General features: G+C 69.2%; 17 protein-coding genes and 4 pseudogenes. 9 read left to right on the top strand and 12 right to left on the bottom strand.

What is annotated here, in order from left to right:
- Positions 1 to 109 precede the first annotated feature (109 nt).
- Positions 110 to 736: an ABATE domain-containing protein gene (locus EBH09_RS01125; RefSeq protein ID WP_238697124.1), complete on the bottom strand. Its 627-nt coding sequence runs from the start codon at positions 734 to 736 to the stop codon at positions 110 to 112.
- A gap of 78 nt (positions 737 to 814) precedes the next feature.
- On the opposite strand from EBH09_RS01125, the gene EBH09_RS01120 reads away from it, so the two are divergent.
- The 4 genes and pseudogenes from EBH09_RS01120 to EBH09_RS39920 all read left to right on the top strand — a co-directional run.
- On the top strand, positions 815 to 1582 hold the full coding sequence (locus EBH09_RS01120; protein ID WP_121745187.1) for an MBL fold metallo-hydrolase: 768 nt from the start codon (positions 815 to 817) through the stop codon (positions 1580 to 1582).
- Between the two features lie 104 nt (positions 1583 to 1686).
- Positions 1687 to 2787, top strand: a complete 1101-nt coding sequence (locus EBH09_RS01115; protein ID WP_238697123.1) for an LLM class flavin-dependent oxidoreductase — start codon at positions 1687 to 1689, stop codon at positions 2785 to 2787.
- A 45-nt stretch (positions 2788 to 2832) separates the two neighbouring features.
- Positions 2833 to 3345 (top strand): annotated as a pseudogene (locus EBH09_RS01110) (MFS transporter); the annotation flags it as partial.
- Positions 3346 to 3448: 103 nt separating this feature from the next.
- Positions 3449 to 3541: pseudogene (locus tag EBH09_RS39920) on the top strand (AAA family ATPase); the annotation flags it as partial.
- Positions 3542 to 3560: 19 nt separating this feature from the next.
- Here the strand turns inward: EBH09_RS39920 and EBH09_RS01100 are convergent.
- On the bottom strand, positions 3561 to 4163 hold the full coding sequence (locus EBH09_RS01100) for a GNAT family N-acetyltransferase (RefSeq protein WP_193776053.1): 603 nt from the start codon (positions 4161 to 4163) through the stop codon (positions 3561 to 3563).
- Positions 4164 to 4342: 179 nt separating this feature from the next.
- On the opposite strand from EBH09_RS01100, the gene EBH09_RS01095 reads away from it, so the two are divergent.
- The 4 genes and pseudogenes from EBH09_RS01095 (at position 4343) to EBH09_RS01080 (ending at position 7548) form a co-directional block, all read left to right on the top strand.
- On the top strand, positions 4343 to 5146 hold the full coding sequence (locus tag EBH09_RS01095; protein ID WP_274595121.1) for an ABC transporter permease: 804 nt from the start codon (positions 4343 to 4345) through the stop codon (positions 5144 to 5146).
- A gap of 142 nt (positions 5147 to 5288) precedes the next feature.
- Entirely contained in the window at positions 5289 to 5504 is a 216-nt protein-coding gene (locus EBH09_RS01090; protein WP_121745183.1) for a DUF6417 family protein, read from the top strand.
- Positions 5505 to 5980: 476 nt separating this feature from the next.
- Positions 5981 to 6232, top strand: a pseudogene (locus EBH09_RS38395) (MerR family transcriptional regulator); the annotation flags it as partial.
- Between the two features lie 347 nt (positions 6233 to 6579).
- The gene (locus tag EBH09_RS01080; protein ID WP_121746165.1) at positions 6580 to 7548 is read left to right on the top strand and encodes a bile acid:sodium symporter; all 969 of its coding nucleotides are present in this window, start codon (positions 6580 to 6582) and stop codon (positions 7546 to 7548) included.
- Between the two features lie 272 nt (positions 7549 to 7820).
- On the opposite strand, the gene EBH09_RS01075 is transcribed toward EBH09_RS01080, so the two are convergent.
- From EBH09_RS01075 to EBH09_RS01055, 5 genes are all read right to left on the bottom strand, one after another.
- On the bottom strand, positions 7821 to 8858 hold the full coding sequence (locus EBH09_RS01075; protein WP_345940918.1) for a beta-ketoacyl-ACP synthase III: 1038 nt from the start codon (positions 8856 to 8858) through the stop codon (positions 7821 to 7823).
- 162 nt (positions 8859 to 9020) lie between these two features.
- On the bottom strand, positions 9021 to 10649 hold the full coding sequence (locus tag EBH09_RS01070) for a wax ester/triacylglycerol synthase domain-containing protein (RefSeq protein WP_193776052.1): 1629 nt from the start codon (positions 10647 to 10649) through the stop codon (positions 9021 to 9023).
- Positions 10650 to 10813: 164 nt separating this feature from the next.
- On the bottom strand, positions 10814 to 12325 hold the full coding sequence (locus tag EBH09_RS01065; protein ID WP_193776051.1) for a prenyltransferase/squalene oxidase repeat-containing protein: 1512 nt from the start codon (positions 12323 to 12325) through the stop codon (positions 10814 to 10816).
- A gap of 169 nt (positions 12326 to 12494) precedes the next feature.
- Positions 12495 to 13376: a hypothetical protein gene (locus EBH09_RS01060; protein ID WP_121745180.1), complete on the bottom strand. Its 882-nt coding sequence runs from the start codon at positions 13374 to 13376 to the stop codon at positions 12495 to 12497.
- Positions 13377 to 13459: 83 nt separating this feature from the next.
- Entirely contained in the window at positions 13460 to 13852 is a 393-nt protein-coding gene (locus EBH09_RS01055; RefSeq protein ID WP_153182578.1) for a hypothetical protein, read from the bottom strand.
- Positions 13853 to 14261: 409 nt separating this feature from the next.
- On the opposite strand from EBH09_RS01055, the pseudogene EBH09_RS39915 reads away from it, so the two are divergent.
- Positions 14262 to 14383: pseudogene (locus tag EBH09_RS39915) on the top strand (short-chain dehydrogenase); the annotation flags it as partial.
- Positions 14384 to 15033: 650 nt separating this feature from the next.
- Here the strand turns inward: EBH09_RS39915 and EBH09_RS01045 are convergent.
- The 5 genes from EBH09_RS01045 to EBH09_RS01020 form a co-directional block, all read right to left on the bottom strand.
- Complete coding sequence (locus EBH09_RS01045; RefSeq protein ID WP_121745178.1) at positions 15034 to 15594, bottom strand: DUF6328 family protein; 561 nt, start codon at positions 15592 to 15594, stop codon at positions 15034 to 15036.
- A gap of 410 nt (positions 15595 to 16004) precedes the next feature.
- Positions 16005 to 16739 (bottom strand): hypothetical protein, encoded by a 735-nt coding sequence (locus EBH09_RS01035; RefSeq protein WP_238697122.1) that lies wholly within the window; start codon positions 16737 to 16739, stop codon positions 16005 to 16007.
- A 114-nt stretch (positions 16740 to 16853) separates the two neighbouring features.
- Positions 16854 to 17378, bottom strand: a complete 525-nt coding sequence (locus tag EBH09_RS01030; protein ID WP_193776050.1) for a hypothetical protein — start codon at positions 17376 to 17378, stop codon at positions 16854 to 16856.
- A 361-nt stretch (positions 17379 to 17739) separates the two neighbouring features.
- On the bottom strand, positions 17740 to 18198 hold the full coding sequence (locus EBH09_RS01025) for a MarR family transcriptional regulator (protein WP_121745176.1): 459 nt from the start codon (positions 18196 to 18198) through the stop codon (positions 17740 to 17742).
- Entirely contained in the window at positions 18195 to 18689 is a 495-nt protein-coding gene (locus EBH09_RS01020; protein WP_121745175.1) for a MarR family transcriptional regulator, read from the bottom strand. The genes EBH09_RS01025 and EBH09_RS01020 overlap by 4 nt, the downstream gene beginning before the upstream one ends.
- Positions 18690 to 18702 lie beyond the last annotated feature (13 nt).

Here is an 18702-nt window from a genome sequence, read left to right as displayed (position 1 = left end):
AGGAATGGCCGGCAGGGAGGGCGAGGTGTGCCGTCCGTGCCGGGGCTTGAGGGTGTGCGAAGCCGCGCCCCGGCGCGGGTCCGGTGAACCGGCGGCGGGGCGGCCGGACTCAGTCGGCGGCGGTCTGCGTGCGGCGGGCGTAGGCGCGGGCGGCGCGGGCGCGGTCGCCGCAGCGGATCGAGCACCAGTGGCGGCGTCCGGCGCGGAGCAGGTAGCGGTTGCAGGGGGTGGAGGGGCAGGCCGTCAGCCGTTCGGCGTCGGGTCCGGTGAGGAGGTCGGCGGCGTCGGCGGCGAGGATGCCGAGGGCCTGGTCAACGATCTGGTCGATGGGGTGCGGGGCGGTGCGGTGCATGCCGCGGACCGCGTCCCAGCCGAGCGGGGAGGCAGTGGGGACCCGTGTGAGGGCGTCGTTGACGGCAGCCATCGCGGTGACTGGGGCAGGGTGGCCGCCGACCTGGGCGGCAAGCAGGGCTCGTACCTGTTCGCGCAGGGAACGCAGGCGTGCCGCGCAGATCTCCTGCATACCGGCGTCCGCGGGGGCCAGGTCGTGGTCGACCAGCCACTGGTTGGCGCCAGACGGGGTGCCCAGAGCATCGAGGAATTGGCCGCCCGGCAGAGCGATGGCGCTGTTGGCGAGGTCGAGCGCGGGGTATTGCTCAGCGCCCGGTGCCTGCGGCAGCCCGGGGGCGGCATTTTCGGCGGTGGTGGCGGCATCGGTCTCACTCACAGACCTCACGCTACAGCTTGCTTCCATCCGTGACAAACGCCTATGGTCACGGATGCAAGCCAATCTATCCGTGAGGTGGTCCTCATTATGGCAGCACCCGGCACGTCCAACGAGCAGGTCCCCATCCGTGTCTTCGGCGGTCCGACCGCCCTCATCGAGTACGGCGGGCTGCGCTTCCTGACCGACCCGACCTTCGACGCCCCCGGCACCTACCCGTCGGGACTGGCCAAGACCGCTCCCGCCTCCGCTACGCCCGCCGATCTGGGCCGTATCGACGTGGTGCTGCTGTCGCACGACGAGCATGACGACAACCTCGACGCCTCGGGCCGGGCCCTGCTCGTCGATGTCCCGCTGACCCTGACCACGCCCAGTGGTGCGGGGAGGCTGGGCGGTACCGGACGCCCCCTGAAGGATTGGGAGTCCATCGAGCTCGACCGCCCCGGGGGCGGCACGATCACCGTCACCGGCGTCCCGGCCCTGCACGGCCCCGGGGCACGCGAGGACCTCGAACCCGTCGTCGGCGAGGTCGTCGGATTCGTCCTGAGCGGTGAGGGCCTGCCCACCATCTACGTCAGCGGCGACAACGCCCAGCTCTCCCTGGTCCGGGAGATCGCCGACCGTTTCGGCCCGGTGGACACCGCTGTGCTGTTCGCCGGCGCGGTCCGCACCGATGTCCTGGACCGCGCGCTGCTCACGCTCGACAGCGCTCAGGCCGCCGAGGCCGCCCGCATCCTGGGCGCCCGCCGGATTGTGCTGGTCCACTTCGACAGCTGGGCCCACTTCACCGAGGGCCGCGAGCAGCTCGTGGACGCCTTCACCACTGCCGGATTGATCGACCGCGTGGAACTGGCCTGACCTCGAACGCCATGGCCGCTGCGGTGTGTCACAAGCTCACCGCAGCGGCCCTTCCCCGGTCCGGCCACTCGCGCCGGGCCGGCGCACCGCAGAAGGAATCCCCCGTGAACGACCCGATCAAGGGCACGGCCCGCGGATCCGCTCCCGCGCCGCTGTCCGTCCTCGACACCGCCCTGGCCGGCCGCGGCATCAGCGCCGCCGGCGCCCTGTCCGGCAGCATCGCCCTGGCTGAACTCGCCGAGAGGCGCGGCTTCACCCGCTACTGGGTGACCGAACACCACTCCATGCCTGGCGTCGCCTCCTCCAGCCCCGCCGTCCTACTGGCCCGGCTGACCGCCCACACCACGCGGCTGCGGCTCGGGGCGGGCGGAGTGATGCTGCCCAACCACCCCCCGCTGATCGTCGCCGAACAGTACGGCCTGCTGCAGGCCCTCGCCCCGGACCGGATCGATCTCGGTCTGGGCCGCGCCCCGGGCACCGACCAGGCCACCGCGGCCGCCTTGCGCCGCGGACGTTCGGACAACGACGACTTCCCCCAGCAGGTCAACGAGCTACTGCGCTTCCTCGACGACGACTTCCCCGAAGAACACCCCTACCGCGGGCGCGTCTACGCCGTGCCCGGCCCGGGACAGGACAAGGAGAACGGCATTGCGCGGACGGCCGACCGTCCCTCGGTCTGGCTGCTGGGATCCTCCGGGTACTCCGCACAGCTCGCCGCCGACTTGGGCCGGCCCTTCGCCTTCGCCGCGCACTTCTCTCCCGATCACGTCGCCGCCGCGCTCCAGCTCTACCGGGACCGGTTCACCCCCTCAGCCGTCCTGGCCGAGCCGTACGCACTGGCCAGCTTCGCCGTCATGGCCGCCGACGACGAGCACGAGGCCCTGCGCCAGACACACAGCTACGCCCACAGCATGATGCGCATGCTCCACGGCAAGTCCTACCTCGTGCCCGCGCCCGACGAGGCCGCCTCCTACCCCTGCACCGCCTCCGAGCAGCAGGTCCTCGACCGCTGGACCAACAGCGTCCTGCACGGCACGCCCGACCAGGTCACCGCTCACCTCAACCGCCTGCACGAGGCAGCCCGCCCTGACGAAATCATGATCGCCAGCGTGGGCCACAACCATCAGGCACTCCTGCACTCGACCGAACTCATCGCCGACGCCTACACCTTGCCGACCTCACCGGTCCCCGTGTCCGCGCGCTGACACGGGCCCGCCGCGCCCCCCGGGGCAGTTCGCGCGGACCGCCCCTCGATGACCCCCGTGCACATGCACGACCACGGCCACAGCACCGCCGCATCCGGCCTCGTCATAGCCCTGCACATAGGCGCGATGTACCTGCCCTCACCTCTGACCGGAGCACTCACCGGCCGCTACGGACCCACCACGACGGCCGCCGCCTCCGGCCTGACCCTGCTGGCTGCCGGCGTCCTCGCCGCCGCCGCGCCCGCCGACTCCGCCCTCCTCCTCACCCTCGCTCTCGTCCTGCTCGGCATCGGCTGGAACTTCGGCCTTGTCAGCGGTACCACCATCATCACCAACGCCGTCCCCCTGGCCACGCGCGCCAAGACCCAAGGCACGGTCGATGTCGCCATCGCCATCGCCGGTGCCACTGGCGGCATGGCCTCCGGGATCGTCGTCACAGCAGCCGGCTACCCCCTCCTCGCCCTGACCGGAGCCGCCTTCGCCCTCGCTCTCCTCCCCGCAGTCGTCGTCACCGCCCAGAAAGGCTCGCCCCGGACACCTTCCTCGGAACGCCGATAGAGCAGCACCGAACCCTGAGCCCGCCCGGACATCGCCGTAACTGAACCGCCAGGCGCAGGAGAGCTCCGTGCCGTGACGTCCGCGGCTCCTCGCCGTTGCCCGCATCCGCACCACGGCCGGCAAGTTCGGTCTGCCCCACCTGGCCGAGCTCCTGAATCAGTACGCTCAGCGGGCCGACGACGCCAAACCGGGCTATCACTAGCGTGGCGTCAGCTTCAGCGGCGTGGCTCCAGCCTCGAGGGCGGAGAGTCGACGTTGGCCGGCTCCGTGCCTGACGCCGGTGCCCGCAGGCCCCAGGTCTGCAGGACATAGGGGCGTCCCTTCTCGTCCCCCTCGATCAGTGGCACGTCGAGCAGGCTGAAGCCCGCCTTGGTGGCCACGGCGACGCTGGCGGTGTTCTCGGCCTCCAACTCCAGGATCACTTCTTCCACCCCCAGTTGTTCGAAGGCATATGCGGCCATCACTCGTACCGCCCGCGCGGCCAGCCCCTGGCCGCGGTGCGCCGGGCCGACCGCGTAGCCGATCTCCGTGCCCTCGGGAGCGCGTCGCAGCATCACCTCACCAAGCGGCGCACAGCCGTCGACGGTGATGGCGAGCAAGACGGTCGTGCCCTCCGCCCGCATCTTCCGCTCCCGGCCCAGCCGTGCGCGAGCGGCCCCTTCGTCGAAGGGCGAGACGATCGGCGTCCAGTAGGCGATGTCGGGATGGTCGAACAGATCCGGCATCACGGCCAGATCTGCTTCCGTCCAGTCACGCAGGACGAGCCCCTCCCCTTTGAGCTCGATCCGATCGGGAAACGGCAACGTGCTGCTGCTCATGATGCGGAACCTCCCTGACCTGTAGGACGAGGCAGCATAACGGTGCAGCTGAACGCCTGGTCAAGCTCGGGATTCTCGTCGAAGCCGACACCGGCAACCTCGCCGGAAAGCAATAGCCGACAGAGCCCTCCATTGGCGACGCTCCAGCCTCAAGCAGCGAGCTGGAGATCCACGGGGACATGGCCAACTTCGCGTCGGCCGAGCCCAGTTCCTTCCTTGGCGAGGTGAAGTCCGGCTTCTCCGCCAACGAGTACGCCCAGAAGGTCGCCGCGGTCGTACAACCGCTGGGCGGAGACGCCACGACCAACGCTCCCTCGGGACAGGAGGGCGTCATCCTCATCATGTCCGCGATGGCGGCGCTGCTCACCCTGATGCTGGTCTCCGTGGCCGGCCTCGGCGTACTCAGCTCCGTGGTCATGGACACCCGGGAGCACATCCACGACCTGGGCGTCTGCAAGGCGATCGGCATGGCGCCACGGCAGACCATGAGCCTCGTGCTCTCCTCGGTGGCCGCGATCGGCGTGATCGGCGGGCTGATCGGCGTGCCCGCGGGATACGCGCTGCGCAGCCTTGTCATGCCGCTGATGGGACGTGCCGTAGGCACCAGGCTGCCGTCGCCGGTCCTCGATGTGTACGAGCCTGCTCAGCTGCTCCTGCTGGGACTGGGCGGGGTCGTGATCGCGGTGCTGGGCGCGCTGGTCCCGGTCGGTTGGGCGGCCAGGGCACGTACCGGCCACGGCGCTGCGCACCGAGTAGCGTCCGGCGGAGCGCGAGCCGCTGGGGCAGATCCGCCAGGCCCGTGCGATCGGGCTGCCCGTACAGGCGTAGGTGCCGATGCCCCCGTCCAGGCAGGTCCTCCAGAGAGGGACTCGGGAGGCGCGCACGGGACGGGCAGCGGGAAGCGGTGGGGGCATCGGCGGCGAGACGCACGGCTGCCTCGGCGTCCCGCACCTAAAGGCCTCCAGGGAAGATCGTTCGGCTGAAGCCCCAGTGTCTTTCGCCGCGTAGGCGATCGCCCTCACATCACGCATACCTTCAGATCAGCCCTGACTGGCATATGCCAGTCAGGGCTGATCTGCGTCTGGGGCGGAGTGGCCGCGGCGGTGCTGGGTACGGTGCCCGGTCATGGACGACTACGAGCGCACCGACCTCGACGAGAGCGACCTGCACGAAATACTCTCCACGCCGGTGGTGACCACGGACCTCCTGGCGTTGCTGGCGTGGGAGGAGGCCAACGACGTGCTCGGTCTGGTGACCCTCTCGCAGGAGAACGGGCCCATGTCGCGGGAGGCGGACCGCCTGGCGAAAGCGATAGCTGTCCGCATCCCCTCAGAGAACTGACGCCGGTCGGCGGGCGTTCTGGCAAGATCGGTCTTGCCCAATCGGGCACGTCTGTGAGTAGCGCGCGGCGGCTTCAGCCTGTTGCTGTTGCTGACTCGGTGAGACTCTCCACGAGAAGCTCCGGGACCGTACCAAGTCCTGCGGAGACGACTGCTCCGTCCACGCTGCCCCGACGCTCTCGGGGGAACCTCGGATACGACCACGGAAGCCGGGGGAGCGGCAGCCGCCGCTGCCGGGATATCAACGGCGTCAACGGTCCGCCCCGGTCCCGCAGGATCAGAACCAGAGTCTTCGGAACCGTTCACGCCGTTAACGGTTGGCCCGAACACGAGCGCATTCACCGGCCTCGCCGAGGAGAACCGTCATGCCGGACCCTGACGGGTGCGGCTGCGAGGCGTCGGGGGAGACGTTGAAGATCACGGGCAGGGGGAGCCGGGCTTGACCTTCGAGTCGGGGCGAAGGTTTACGGTCGGAGGATGAGCACGATGCGAATCCCCCAGCTCGCGACACGCAGCGGCGTCCCGGCGACCGCCCTGCGGTTATACGAAAGTGCGGGGCTGCTGCCCGCCGAGCGGACCCCGGCCGGCAACCGCCTGTATGGCGAGGACGCGGTCGACCGGCTGGCGTTCATCGGGGCGGCCAAGCACCTGGGCCTGCCGCAGGAGGAGATCGCCGAACTGCTCGGGGTGTGGCAGGCGCGGGCCTGCCAGGAGGTGAAGGCCGATCTGCGCGAGCGGGTCGTGGCCCGGATCCAGGAGGCCGAGCGGCGGGCGGTGGAGCTGGCCGCGTCACCACCTCGCTGCACCTCGCGGTGGAGCACCTGGACGAACTGCCCGACCGCGAGGACCGCTGCGACCCGCAGTGCGCCTTCCTCGGCCGGCTCCCCGCGGGGCTCCCGGCGCCGTCCGCACACCCGGACGGGGCCGGAGCCGTCCGGCGCGCGTGCCGACGGCCTGACCGTCGCTCGCCCCAACCCTCCCGGGGCCGGCCCCCGCCGCCCGGCGTCTTCTCTCTCGTCCCTGTCCGCAAGCAAGGAGCACGTACGTTGCCGCAGTCATCCGGCCTGGTCGAAGCCATGGAGCGCCGTCAGGTCGCCGTCTACATCGGCGCCCTGGCGGTCGGCGGCCTGGTCGGCTGGGCGGCCCCCGCGGCCGGGCCGAGCCTGGAGCACGCCATCAACCCGGTGCTCGCCGCGCTGCTCTACGTCACGTTTTTGCAGGTCCCCGCGGCCGACCTGCTCCGCTCGCTGCGCGCGGGGCGGTTCCTGACTGCGGCCCTGGTGGTCAACTTCGTGGTCGTGCCGCTTGTCGTGGCGGCCATGTTCCCGTTCCTGCCCGCCGGCCAAGCCGTCCGCCTGGGGGTGCTGCTGGTCCTGCTGGCGCCGTGCGTCGACTACGTCATCGTCTTCTCCGGCCTCGCCGGCGGCAGCAGCCAGCGCCTCCTGGCCGCGACCCCCTTGCTCCTGCTGGCCCAGATGATCCTGCTGCCCCTCTTCCTGTTCCTGTTCCTGGGCTCGGGCCTGGCCGACGTCGTAGAAGCCGGACCGTTCCTCGAAGCGTTCCTGATCCTGATCGTCATCCCGCTCGCCCTGGCCTGGCTCACCCAAGGCTGGGCCGCCCGCCGGGCCGCAGGGCAGAAGGCCGCCGACGCGATGGGGACCACCATGGTCCCGCTGATGGCCGCGACCCTGCTGACCGTGGTGGCCTCCCAGATTCCCAAGCTCGGCGACAGCCTGGCGGACGTGGCCCGTGTGGTGCCCTTCTACGTCCTGTTCCTGCTCGTGATGGCCTTCGCCGGACTCGCCGTCGCCCGCGTCTGCCGCCTGACCGCCCCCGACGGGCGGGCCATCGTGTTCACCGGCGCGACCCGCAACTCCCTCGTCGTCCTGCCCCTGGCCCTGGCCCTTCCCGACGCCCTGGCCGTCGCCGCCGTCGTCGTGGTCACCCAGACTCTCGTCGAGGTGATCGGCATGGTCGTGTACGTCCGGACGATCCCCCTCCTGCTCTCGGCCTCCGGCCGCAGCGTCCGCGCAGGTCAGCGGTAGGCGGCGGACTCCGGCACGGTGCCGCCCCCTCGCTTGGTCGACCCGGTCGGAGCCTCAACCGGTGCGTTCTCCGAGATGATCGCCATCAGCGTCTGCGGCTGCGCCGACGCCCCCGGAACTGGAGTAGCGCAGGGTCGGAACACCGCCTCTTCACCAGTCAAACGTGCTCAACGCGGGTATGGAGTCGTTCCACGGATTACGGAACAGAGCCGAACGATTCACATTCCCGCACTCGAGACCCGCGACGATCGCGACTCGCGGAACTGGTGCGCTCAGGCGAGAGCCTGGAGGCTGACGGGCCATAGCAGGGTGGTGGCCGCCCAGGTGAAGCCTGCGCCGAAGGAGGTTACGACGACTCGCTGTCCGGCTTTCAGCTGTCCGTCGATCGCGGAGTGACTGAGCAGCAGGGGGATGGAAGCTGCGGAAGTATTGCCGACTCGGGCGATGTTGGCCGGTACGCGCTCGTTCGGAATTCCCAGGCCGTTGGCTACTGCTGCGCTGATGCGTGCGTTGGCTTGGTGGACGATCAGCCTGTCAATGTCCTGGACGGCCCACCCTGCCGCGGTGGCCGCCTGACGGGTCACGTGAGTGATGCGACGTACGGCGTGACGGAATACCTCGTTTCCTTTCATGTGTACGTAGAGATCATCCAGGTCGGCAGTGGTACGTGAGGGGCTGCGGGAACCGCCGCCTGGGATGATGATGGCGTCTGCGTGCTCGCCGTCGCTGCCCCATGCGGCTGGGCCGAGAGCTCCGGGTTCGCCGGCGTGTCCGGCTGTGAGTACGACCGCTCCCGCTCCGTCGCCGAAGATCGGCGCGGTGGATCGGTCGGCGGGGTCGATGACGGCCGACATCTTCTCCGCTCCGATGACCAGTACGGTGCCGGCGGTTTTCGCGTGGATGAGTCCCGCGGCGACAGTCGTTGCGTAGACGAAGCCGGAGCAGCCGGCGCCGAGGTCGAAGGCGGGTACTTGAGGCAGGCCGAGCCGGTGGGCCACCACGGGTGCGGTGCCGGGCACGTGATGGTCCGGAGTGGCGGTGGCCAGGATGACGGCGTCGACGTGTTCGACTTGCGCTGATTTCATTGCCCGGAGGCCCGCCTCTGTTGCCAGGTCACTGGTGGCCGTATCCGGATCGGCGACGTGTCGCTCGGCAATGCCGATGCGGGTGCGGATCCAATCGTCTGTCGTGTCCAGGCGTGAGGCGAGGTCGGCGTTGCTTACCTTCTGTGAGGGCAGGTAGGACCCCAGACCGATCAGCCGCGCGGCGGGCGCGGGCGACGGAGACGCGATTTTTCGTGCGAAGATCAACGGTTTTCTTCTCTGTACTTGCTTGTTGGCGTCACCGTCAGCGGAGGGTCCGCCTTCGGAATTGCGGACTGACCGGCTGCGCGTTGTGATCCCTGCGCCGCCAGCCTGTTGCCGCTGAGGCCGGTAATGGCCGGTGCTGCTGACCGAGGAGCCGGGGCGCGACTACGCCTCGGGCACCGCGTGTGGTCGACCTGTCTGCTGGGGGTGGGGGCCCTGCTCTTGCGCGTTCTCGCGGCGTGGGGATGATGCTGCCCGTTGAGCTACGAGGTTGACCAGGTCCTCCATGGTCGTTGGCTTTGTGAGCTCGTGTTCGGTGATCACGACGCCCAGGCGCTCTTCGAGAATCATGGACAGCTCGGTCACCGCCAGGGAGTCGATGCCGGCTTCCTCCTTCGTCGCCTGACGCGTGATCGATTCAGCCGACAGGTTCCCTTGGTGGACCAGGATGCCTTTGATGAAGTCGAAATCGACGACTGCTGCGGTATCACGGGCAGTGGCAGGTACGGGGAGTGTCGGGCCGGCGTGGGGAAGTTGCTCCGCTCGGCTGCTTGCCTGCGGGTCGTCGTTCGGGCGCGGGAGGTCACCCACGGCGTCGTGGAACAGGCCAGACAGTCGGTCCAGGCCGGGGAGGGCGGTATTGGTGACGAAGCAGACGCTGGTGGTTCCGTTGTAGCTGCAGGCCACGATTGACGCCGGCTGGTGCCGGGGGAGCCAGGTGAAAGGCTGGAGACGGGTGACGGGGTCCTGTTTGTAGCGCAACGGCCGGTGGATGGCGACGTAGGACGTGCTGATGGAGGCCCGGTCGGGGGTGGTCAGCCGGGTCGCCAGAGCATGGAAGGCACGTGCGGGGACGAGGTTCATCACCGAACGCATGGCCTTGTGATGGGCCGGGTCTTTCGTGGTGCGGGTGGCGGCGATGACGCGGTCAAGGCGTCCTTCGGCTGTCGGCTCGTGGCAGGGCAGCGGCGCGGGGGCGAAGGTGAAGTAGTTCCCCGGCCGGTCGTGTTCTTCGGCACGGCGCAGGTTGACCATCGTGATCGCTGGGAGCGGCCTGTCCGTGCCGCGAGGCCAAGATTGTGCTGTCCAGGTGCGCAAGGCTCCGCTGAGGGCGGCCAGGAAGCCGTCGTTCGTGTCGCCACCGCGGGCGGTGGCGGCATGCCGCAGCCGCTGAGTGGGGACTTCCGCCCAGGTGATGTCGCGGCGACCGGTCAGAGGGCGGTCGGGGTCGTTCCAAGCGCTATTTGTTGCGCTTGCTGTGAGCATGTCGCGCACGGTGCTCAGGTAGGTGCCGGCGCCTGCCCGGAGCGCTGGGCGCTTCGCGGGCGCGGGTGCGCTTCCGAACAGAGCGGTCAGGGTTCCGATCAAGCCCAAGCCGTCCTGAGAGCTGTGGTGCGCTCGCAGACAGACGGAATAGCGCTCTGGGGCGTACCCGGCCAGCAGCCAGATGTCCCACAGTGGGCCCTCAGCGGGCAATGAGTGCGCGACGAGGCCCGTCAGGGCTGCATCGAGGTGCTGGGTGCCTGATGGGAGGCGCTGTTCGCGGACGCGGTGGGTCAGGTCGGGCGCGGGGTCGCAGTGCCAGCGCGCTTTGAGTCCGGGGCCGCTGAGGTAGTGGGTCAGACGTGGTTGGGACTTCAGGTGGGAGCCGACATAGGCGCGGAGTTCGCTGAGGGTCGGCGAGGTTCCTTCCAGATGGAGGATCACTCCGATGGTCTGGGAGATCGAGGGATAGGACTGGGCCATGTCGTGCATGGTCAGGTCCATGGGCGTGGGACGCAGGGGCACGGTCACGGGATTCTCCGCGGTGGTGGTTTGGTGAGGTACAGGGGTCAGGCCGGTGTCTGTCAGGCGGAAATGCGGCAGAAGTGTCCCGAAGGTTCGAGATCCGCTGCGCCTCCCGTGAGCAGACATACGCGCCTCGGCCCAGGCAAGAGGAAGCAGGTTGAGCGAAAGTCTCATGGGGCCGTCCTCTCGGCGAGTTGCGTATTGCTGTGCTGGCGGCCTGGCACGGCGATGCGTGACGGCCGGATGCGCCGGGAGAGGTGGCCCAGGGCGAGCAGAGTGAACGCGTCGGCCAATAGCGGGACGTGATAGGGGAAAGGACGCGGGCCGAGCATGTCGGGAGCGGAGACGATGCTGCCATCGGGGCGCTGCCGCGTGAGCAGGTAGTCCGCGGCGCGCGCAGCGGGTGCGGGATCGGGCTGTGCGGCCAGGATGATCAGGGCGTAGGCGGTGCTGATGGCATCGCTCGAGGCACCGTGACTCTGTCCGAAGCCGCCGTCCGCGTTCTGCGCGGTTCGGACCAGGCCGACGATCCGACCGCTCATATCCTGGACGGCCGGAGAGGACTGCCGGTTATGGGCGGCGAGGTAGGCCCGGAAGAGGGTGTGCAGGCGACTGCTGCTCCAGCCGGGGGGAAAGGAGCCGTCAGGCATCTGGCGGTCAGCGAGAAAGCGCAGCGCAGGCTGGATGAGGTGATGGTGGCGGCCTTGGGTGCTGAGCGCGTTGATCGCGGCGGCGGTCATGCACGCCTCGGAAGGAGTGCCCGCTCCGTAGGTGGGGAATCCGCCGTCGGCGCCGTGGACCGAGACCAGCGCGCCCAGGGCACGCTCAATCGGGTTGCGGTAGGTGACCGGCTCCAGCTGGTGCAGGAATTCGACTGCGGCGGTGGTGCAGTCCGTGTCGGAGAGCTCAGCGTGGTCGGTGTAGGACCAGCCGCCGTTCGCGTGCTGAACATGCACAAGGTGCCGGGCGATGCGGTGCAGCACCTCGCGCGGTGCGCCGGCAGTGCCCAGGGCCAGGCCCGCGACGACGGTACTCCACGTGTCGGTGTCCGTGACGAAGGGCAGGCCGCCGTCCTCCCACTGGTGCACTAGGGCGGTAGTCAGGCCGGCATGGACGACGCTCTCCATACCGGGGACATCCACCACCGCATGCAGGACGGACAGGTGAACGAAGAGATTTCCCTCCCATACCGTTCCCGGGCGTTGAGTGGATGCCAGCAGAGCGACATCGTCTGCGCCAGCGTGACCTCGGCCTGCCGCCCGGTCCAGGATCGCGTTCACGGCAACGGCTTGCACCGCGGCCCAGGGGTGCAGCGCGCCCGCATCGACCGCCGGGGCAGCGACGTCGGCATGGTCGGTAGCCGCGTCCAGCATGGTGAAGATGGCGTGGACCAGGGCACGTTTGCGTGGACCGGTGAAGTCCGGTACTCGGCTGACAATGTCCTCGAGGGCCTGGCGACGCACCGGCTGCCTGGTGCCCCGGCCCAGGGCAGCGGCGGCTGCGGTCGCGTCAACGAGGTTTTCGCTGTTCTGATGGCGCTCCAGGTAGCGCACGATGCGGGTACGCGCCTCGTGGTGACCGGATCCGCACCGCTCCATCAGCGCCAGTGTGAGCGCGGATTCGAGGACCCGGCTCCGGCAGGCGTCGCGCACAGCACCGTCCGCTCCCACCCGGTTCAGCACGTACGCCAGAAGACGCGCGCGTCCGGCAGGCAGTGCTGCTGGGAAGTACGACGACGGCCAGGCCGCTGGCAGTTGCTCGGTGGCAGGGGGTCTCATCGGTAGGGCAGTCCCTTGGAAGGCACGGAGACGCGGGGGAGCGTGGATCGGGAGGGCAGGTGAACGAGGTGGGTCACATCGGCCGGGGCGCCCAGCGGGCATCGAAGCGATGGGTGACGCTGAGCCACTGCAGCGTCGCGGCCACAAAGGACCCGAGTGCCGCCACGTAGCGGCGTACTTCCTCCCGCTCGGCCCCAGGAAGGGCCATTGCCGTCAGCGAGGCGGCCAGGGTGTGGAAATCCCTGACTCGGTCATCGCGCATTGCCGTGACCTGTTCGCGTGCCGAGGGCAGGGAGCAGCCGCGCTCGCAGCTCAACACGGTCACCAGGTTGTCGCGGACCTCCCGCAGGTCGTCCTCGGCCGAGGCAAGGTCATTGGTCCAGCCGGCCACGTCAGCCGCGGCCTGCCGCAGGGCCTTCACGAGGATTTCCCCCAGGGGCAGGTCGGGCCGGGGCGCGCGAGCGGTGCATTCCAGGATGTCTGCCATAGGCAGGGCCGTGATCGTCCTGCGGCGTTGCAGCACGTAGTCGTTGAGCCTCACCGAGACCCCTTCGATGCGCCCGGCGGCCTCTTCCTGCGTGGCCAGGGCGAAGTCGCGGTAGTCGGCAACGAACCGCTCCTGCCACTGAGCGGACATCCGCGGAGCCGTACGCCGCCACAGATCATCCAGGGCCTGCTCGATCGCGCTGCCTGACCCTGCGTGGCCACCGGTGATCACGTTCATCAGCCGCGCGAACAGCGATGCGACCTCCTCCGGCCGGACGTCGGCCCCGCTGCGGTCGAACCGGTCATCGACCAGGCAGATGAACGCGGCCCACTGTGCCGTCAGTTCCAGATCGGCGTCGCGTGCGTCCGGAGCCATCAGCTCAGCGAGTTCCCCCAGCCGCATGGCAAGCAGACGCTTCTCTTCAAACGCGTCAACCACCAGGCCCAGGTCCCGCGCCCATGCCAGCACCGCAGCGCCCGCCTTGTCAGCCCGGACCTCACCCAGCGGACCAGGACTTACAAGGCCGGCGCCATTCTCCCCCGACATCCGGTTCAGCCCAGCGCCGGGACCACAGCGACACGGCCCGCCAACGTGGCCAGGCCACTCCCAGTGGGAACCGGCGACGCGCCGAACGCTCGAGAGAACACCGCCGCACCGTCCGGCTGGAGCGTCGTATCGAACGGCGTGCCCTCAACCGAGCCCGGCGAGTTCACCGAGGGCATGGTGACCGTGATCTTCGTCATGTCGAGTTCGTACGTGGAGAGATCAACCGGCTGCGCCGCTTCATTTCCCACCGTCGCATCTACCAGCATCGACCGCCGCGCCAAGTCACCGTGCGCCCCGGTGAAGCGAAGACCGCGCCCGTCCGAGGCCCTGGTGAAGGACATACCGCCCCCCGCCGTCCAGGAGCCCTTGGTCAGGTCGAGACTGATCTTGCCCTTCATCGGCCACTGCACGCACGGGGTCGGTCCTGAAGAGTCGAGCACTGCCGGAGCAGCAGCCGCCATCACAACTCCGTCAGCCGCCAGGTGATCAGCCGCCGCTGCGGTCAAACACCACGTCACCGTCCCCGCCACGGGCATCACGGGCCCCGCAGCCACAGCCGCAGACACACCAACGGCCGACAGGGAAAGCAGAGCAGTGGCGATCACTGTACGACGTCGCATGAGAAAGCCTTCCGTTGGGCGGCTGCCAGAATTGCCCATAACGCCCCTGATGTCGGGTGGGTGAACGTTTCGGCATCCGAAGTTCACCTGAAGGCGTGAGACGGCAACTGCCCGGATTCCGGTAGGTCATCGCGGCCGATTCCCGCTGCGCGCACGCACCCGGTCAGCCGGCCCCGCGCGGGTCGGCTACGCAAAGATCATCAGTTCGGGCACGTCCCTGCTGGCGGCTGCACCGACGGCTACTCCACCTGCGCTGGCGGCAAGGCGCCGCTGGAACACGGCACTTGGGTGGCGGCCAAGGAGTTCGCTCACCGACAGGGTCGAGCCCGATTTCGGACCGTGGTACTACCTCGAAGGAGTCGAAGCCTTCGGGGGGACACCCTCTGCTCTACGCGATCGTCGCCGTCAGCGACTTCACCGCCGACGGGTTCAGTGCGACGATCGACGGCGACGGCCGTTACTCCGACGTCCTCGCCGAGCGACTGATCACCGCCGGCCGGCTCAGCCCGGTCCTGAACGCCGGGATCAGCTCCAACGAGCTGCTCACCGACTCGGCTCCCGGTGGTGACGCCGAGGCTGCGTCCGCGCTGCCCGCACTCCGAGGGCAAGGGGCACAGGCGCCATGCTCACCCCTTACCGGCACGCAGGAGCGGGCAGGTCCGCCGCGGGGCGAGGCGGTCCGTGCCCAGGTCGACCCGTGGATCCGCGCCAGTGGCGAGAACGATGCCAGCATCGGCTTGGCCAATGCCTCGCGGACGGGCGGATCCCCGCACTGGACGCGGGGCAGGGGGTGGCGGTCTCGACCAGTTCGGGACCGCGCTGCTGGCGGCCCGTCTGTGCCCGTACGGAGCACGGAGGCGTACGTTGCGCAGGGCCCGTTGTCAGCGGGCCTGCGTGCGCGGCAACTCGGCGGTCGGCACTTCCAGCAGTCGATGTACGTCCATCGATGCGCCGACAGTTCAGTCCCCTCGGGCCGCGCGGCGGGCGGACCGGCGGCGGAGCCACAGAGGCAGGGCGTACCACGACAGGGCGAACCAGACCATCACGCCGCCGACGAGGAGCTTCGCCATGAGTCCCGGCACAACGACGTGAAGGATCAGGAGGAGAGTGCACCCGATGGTCACGGCCATCAGAAGCATGCCGCACATCATCAGGCGATGCGCCACCTCCACCATCTCGTCCTTCATCCGCTGTCCCGACAGGAAGCGGTGGATGGAGACCGGGGCGATCAGGCAGGCGGTCGCGGTGGCACCGGAGACCACGGTGATGACGTAGGCGGCGTGCTCGAACGTTCCCAGGTCATGGAAGAGAGGCGTGAAGGCGACACTGAGCAGGAAGCCGAAGAGGATCTGCACTCCCGTCTGAGCGACGCGCGTCTCCTGCATGATCTCGTTCCACCGGCGGTTGACGCGCTCGCGTGGTGTCTCCGGCGCCTCGTCCGTGGACTCGGGGCCGTGCCCTTCGCACGCGTCGCAACCGCCGGGCTTCGCCTTCGGCCACGTGATCGGCTCCGTCGTCATGTTTGTCTTGCCCCTCCCGTAGTGGAACGTTCGTATGCCCATTGAAGCCGTGCACATGCCGAGGGCACCCGACGACGGGGTCCGTGGGGTCTCGTTCACGTGTGTGACGGAGCACGGAGGTTGGGGCAGCTTCCGGTGCGGATGCTGCCGACCGGTCGCCAGCCGAGTGATCGCGGGTGTTCGTTCAGCGTGCCGGGGCCGTGTGCTGCTCGGCTTCCGCCGCGACGAAAGCAGCGGACCCGACCGAGAGACAGGTTCCCTGAGCACGGTCAAGGAAGAGGTGGGAGCCGAGGTTCCCGTGCACACCGCCCATCGGTCGTGCGCTGGCGCGCCTGAGCACTTTCCGCGCCCAGGCGCCCACGGTCACGAGGGACGCGTACTGGTCGATCATTCGACACCAACGAGGCAAGCTATTCGTCACGGACCATCGACTGGTCCCGGACGGCGCCAGCCGGTGGTGTCTCTCCGGGCGCCGCCGCAAGCCAGGTCCGCCAGACGTGACGCGTATTGGGCACCTCGGGGCGGTCCAGGAGCCAGAGGACGTAACCTGCATGGCGCTGCGCCCATGGGTTGTCCGAACGGGCTGCTCTGTCGAGCCTGCGGCGCAGGTCCTCGCCGTCCACGGCCCGGGCTACGCGCACGTACTCGCGGTCCTTGCAGCGGTAGGGTCGCTTTACGACGGTTTCGAGCAGATCCACGAGCTTGCTTCTGACCGTCTCAGTGTGGTGAGCGGCAGACACGTCTCGGATGAGGCGCTCCTTCGTGCCCCACGACTTGGCATGCCGTGTCCAGTCCTGCGGGAACCTCGCCTCCCACTCCAGGAAGCACAGTGCGTAGGGAAGACCCGGCCAGGTGCCTATGTCGGGACCGGCCGGCCGGTCCCACAGCGCACCGGGCAGCGAATACCTCAAGGCTTTCAGGTAGTTCCTGTGGGGCACCTGCCACCCCAGCGAGTACCTGCGGCGCCACGCCTTGTTGAGCCGCTCCAGAGCCTCCTGGGTGTTCCTCTCGGCGTCAGCCAGACGGGCAAGTGCCGCAGCACGTTCTTCCGGATCGCTTGCTACCAGCCCGAACGCCCACCCCAGCCGCTCGTGCCACACGTCGGCACCGTCCACGCTCACGCCCGCATCCGCGTCCCTCTTCATATGGCTGATCATGCTCTACCTCGAGCCGCGATTGCCTTCCCTTATCCCCGTCCCGCACTGTCCGGCCGGCGTCAACAGCACAGTGACAAGACTCCTGCCTTCGTGACGACCTCCCTACAACTGGTCCCCCCTCATGGGTGGTTCCGGAGGATGCATCCCGCCACCGTCCTTGATGTCCTCTTCACAGGTGCGTCCGTCGTAGGACTGGTCATTGGGGATCAACAACACTCCGGCGACCTGCTCAGGGTGCTCGACGGCGAGCCAGTCGTCGCCCGTGAGGTCGTCGGCCGGCCTGAACGCCTGGGACGAGTAAACCGTCTGACACCCCAATGCCACACGCTCCTTGTCGACCGCGCAGGCATCCACTGCGGGATCGGAATATGCGTCGGCGCCGCTGAAGCGGAAGCGGAAGTGGACCCGGTCACCTTCGGAGGGCACCTGCGGGTGGGGCTCAAGGCGCCAGTCAACAACCGCGGCGGTGACGCCGAGAGGCTCCCCGTCCGTGTCCAGCACCTGCACCCTGACACCGGCCCTACCGCGCTCCGCCGTCGTGTCGGTGCAGCCCCAGGAAGCGCAGCCGGACAGGGCGAGAATCACCAGAGCCAGCGGGGCAACGGCGAATACCCGTGCAGGTAACACTGAGATGACCTCCGGTCGAGGTGGGGTGGGGCAGCGTATCCCGGGGCCTGGCAGCCGCGGGTGGTGGCGACGAGCGGCTGCGGCGGCGAAGCCGAAGCGCAGAGGAGCCCTGTGCACTGGGCGGGTGCTTGCAGCAACTGCGTTGGCCGGTCAAGGCTCCCAGTGGCCACCGGCACGGCCCCCGAACGCAGCCGTTCCTCCCGTGAGGAGATCCACTTGATCCCCATCGTCTTCACCGCCCCCAGGCGACCGCGTGAGGACCATCGCCCGCCAGGAGCGCGCCGATCTCCTCCGGCACCGAGTCCCGCCGGTCCCGCGGCGGCGTGGTGGCTGGTCACGTGGGTGCGGCCGGCGTTCGCGATCAGGTGGTCAGCGCCGCGAGCTCCGCGTTGGCACGCTCGGTGACCAGGACGAGGACACGGCCGGCGGCGGCCAGGTCCTCGGCGGGTATCCCGGCCCAGATGCGGGCGGAGATGGGGGCGACCTCCGCGCCGACGGCGGCGAGGAGCTCGCGCCCCGCGTCCGTGGGGCGAAGGTACGCGGCGTCCGTAACGAGCAACTGCCGGGCCAGCAGCTCGTCGAGAATGGCGCGGACATCGACCGGATCGGCCTTGAGGGAGCTCCGGACCTGAGTGACGACGTCGTCCGGTGTCTGCGGTGCGTCGGTGGTGACCGCGGCGCGCAGGACGATCTGCTGCCGGAACGTGACACCGTGCCGGGCCAGGACGTGCTCCAGGACGCCGCGGGCGGCGTGGTGGGCCAGGCCGAGGACGCGGGAGTCGGCGGCGGGTGCCGTGGGGGTGGCCGCAGCGCTGGTCATGGTGTTCTCCCCTGAGTGGTTTCGTCGTTCGGTACGGACGGAGTGAGGGGTACGTCGAGCAGGGTCGTCAGCTCGTCGGTGAACGCACGAGTCCGCGGGGCGTCGAGGCCGCCGAGAGGCTCCAGCAACTGCTGAAGTAGTTCCTGGACCACCACGACGGCCTGCCGCGTGACGGCCTGGCCCTGCTCGGTGAGAGCGAGCTGTACGGCTCGCGGGTCACTGGGGTCGCGGGTGCGCTCGATCAGGCCGGCCGACTCCAGGGCGCGCGCCAGCTTCGAGACGTACAACGCCTCCAGGCCGGTGTGGTCGGCCAGCCGGCGCTGGCTGGGCCGCTCGCCGGTGCGCTGCATGCCGTGCAGGGACGCGACCAGTGAGTACTGCGCGTGGGTGAGGCCCAGTGGAGCCACCGCGCGATCGACCGCGACGCGCCACTTGTTGGCGAGCCGCCATACCAAGAAGCCAGGGGTAGGACCCGGTGAACCCTTACTCATGGCGATAGATTAC

The sequence above is a fragment of the Streptomyces sp. E2N166 genome (assembly GCF_003671715.1).
GTDB classification, from domain to species: domain Bacteria; phylum Actinomycetota; class Actinomycetes; order Streptomycetales; family Streptomycetaceae; genus Streptomyces; species Streptomyces thinghirensis.
This window is presented reverse-complemented; position numbering and strand designations above follow the sequence as displayed.

What these genes read in the sequence shown, in the direction of transcription:
- EBH09_RS01080 (WP_121746165.1), top strand. Translation starts at nt 6,580, where the DNA reads ATGGAGCGCCGTCAGGTCGCCGTCTACATCGGCGCCCTGGCGGTCGGC.
- EBH09_RS01095 (WP_274595121.1), top strand. Translation starts at nt 4,343, where the DNA reads ATGGCCAACTTCGCGTCGGCCGAGCCCAGTTCCTTCCTTGGCGAGGTG.
- EBH09_RS01120 (WP_121745187.1), top strand. Translation starts at nt 815, where the DNA reads ATGGCAGCACCCGGCACGTCCAACGAGCAGGTCCCCATCCGTGTCTTC.
- EBH09_RS01020 (WP_121745175.1), bottom strand. Translation starts at nt 18,689, where the DNA reads ATGAGTAAGGGTTCACCGGGTCCTACCCCTGGCTTCTTGGTATGGCGG.
- EBH09_RS01055 (WP_153182578.1), bottom strand. Translation starts at nt 13,852, where the DNA reads ATGAAGGGCAAGATCAGTCTCGACCTGACCAAGGGCTCCTGGACGGCG.
- EBH09_RS01045 (WP_121745178.1), bottom strand. Translation starts at nt 15,594, where the DNA reads ATGACGACGGAGCCGATCACGTGGCCGAAGGCGAAGCCCGGCGGTTGC.
- EBH09_RS01090 (WP_121745183.1), top strand. Translation starts at nt 5,289, where the DNA reads ATGGACGACTACGAGCGCACCGACCTCGACGAGAGCGACCTGCACGAA.
- EBH09_RS01035 (WP_238697122.1), bottom strand. Translation starts at nt 16,739, where the DNA reads ATGAAGAGGGACGCGGATGCGGGCGTGAGCGTGGACGGTGCCGACGTG.
- EBH09_RS01100 (WP_193776053.1), bottom strand. Translation starts at nt 4,163, where the DNA reads ATGAGCAGCAGCACGTTGCCGTTTCCCGATCGGATCGAGCTCAAAGGG.
- EBH09_RS01025 (WP_121745176.1), bottom strand. Translation starts at nt 18,198, where the DNA reads ATGACCAGCGCTGCGGCCACCCCCACGGCACCCGCCGCCGACTCCCGC.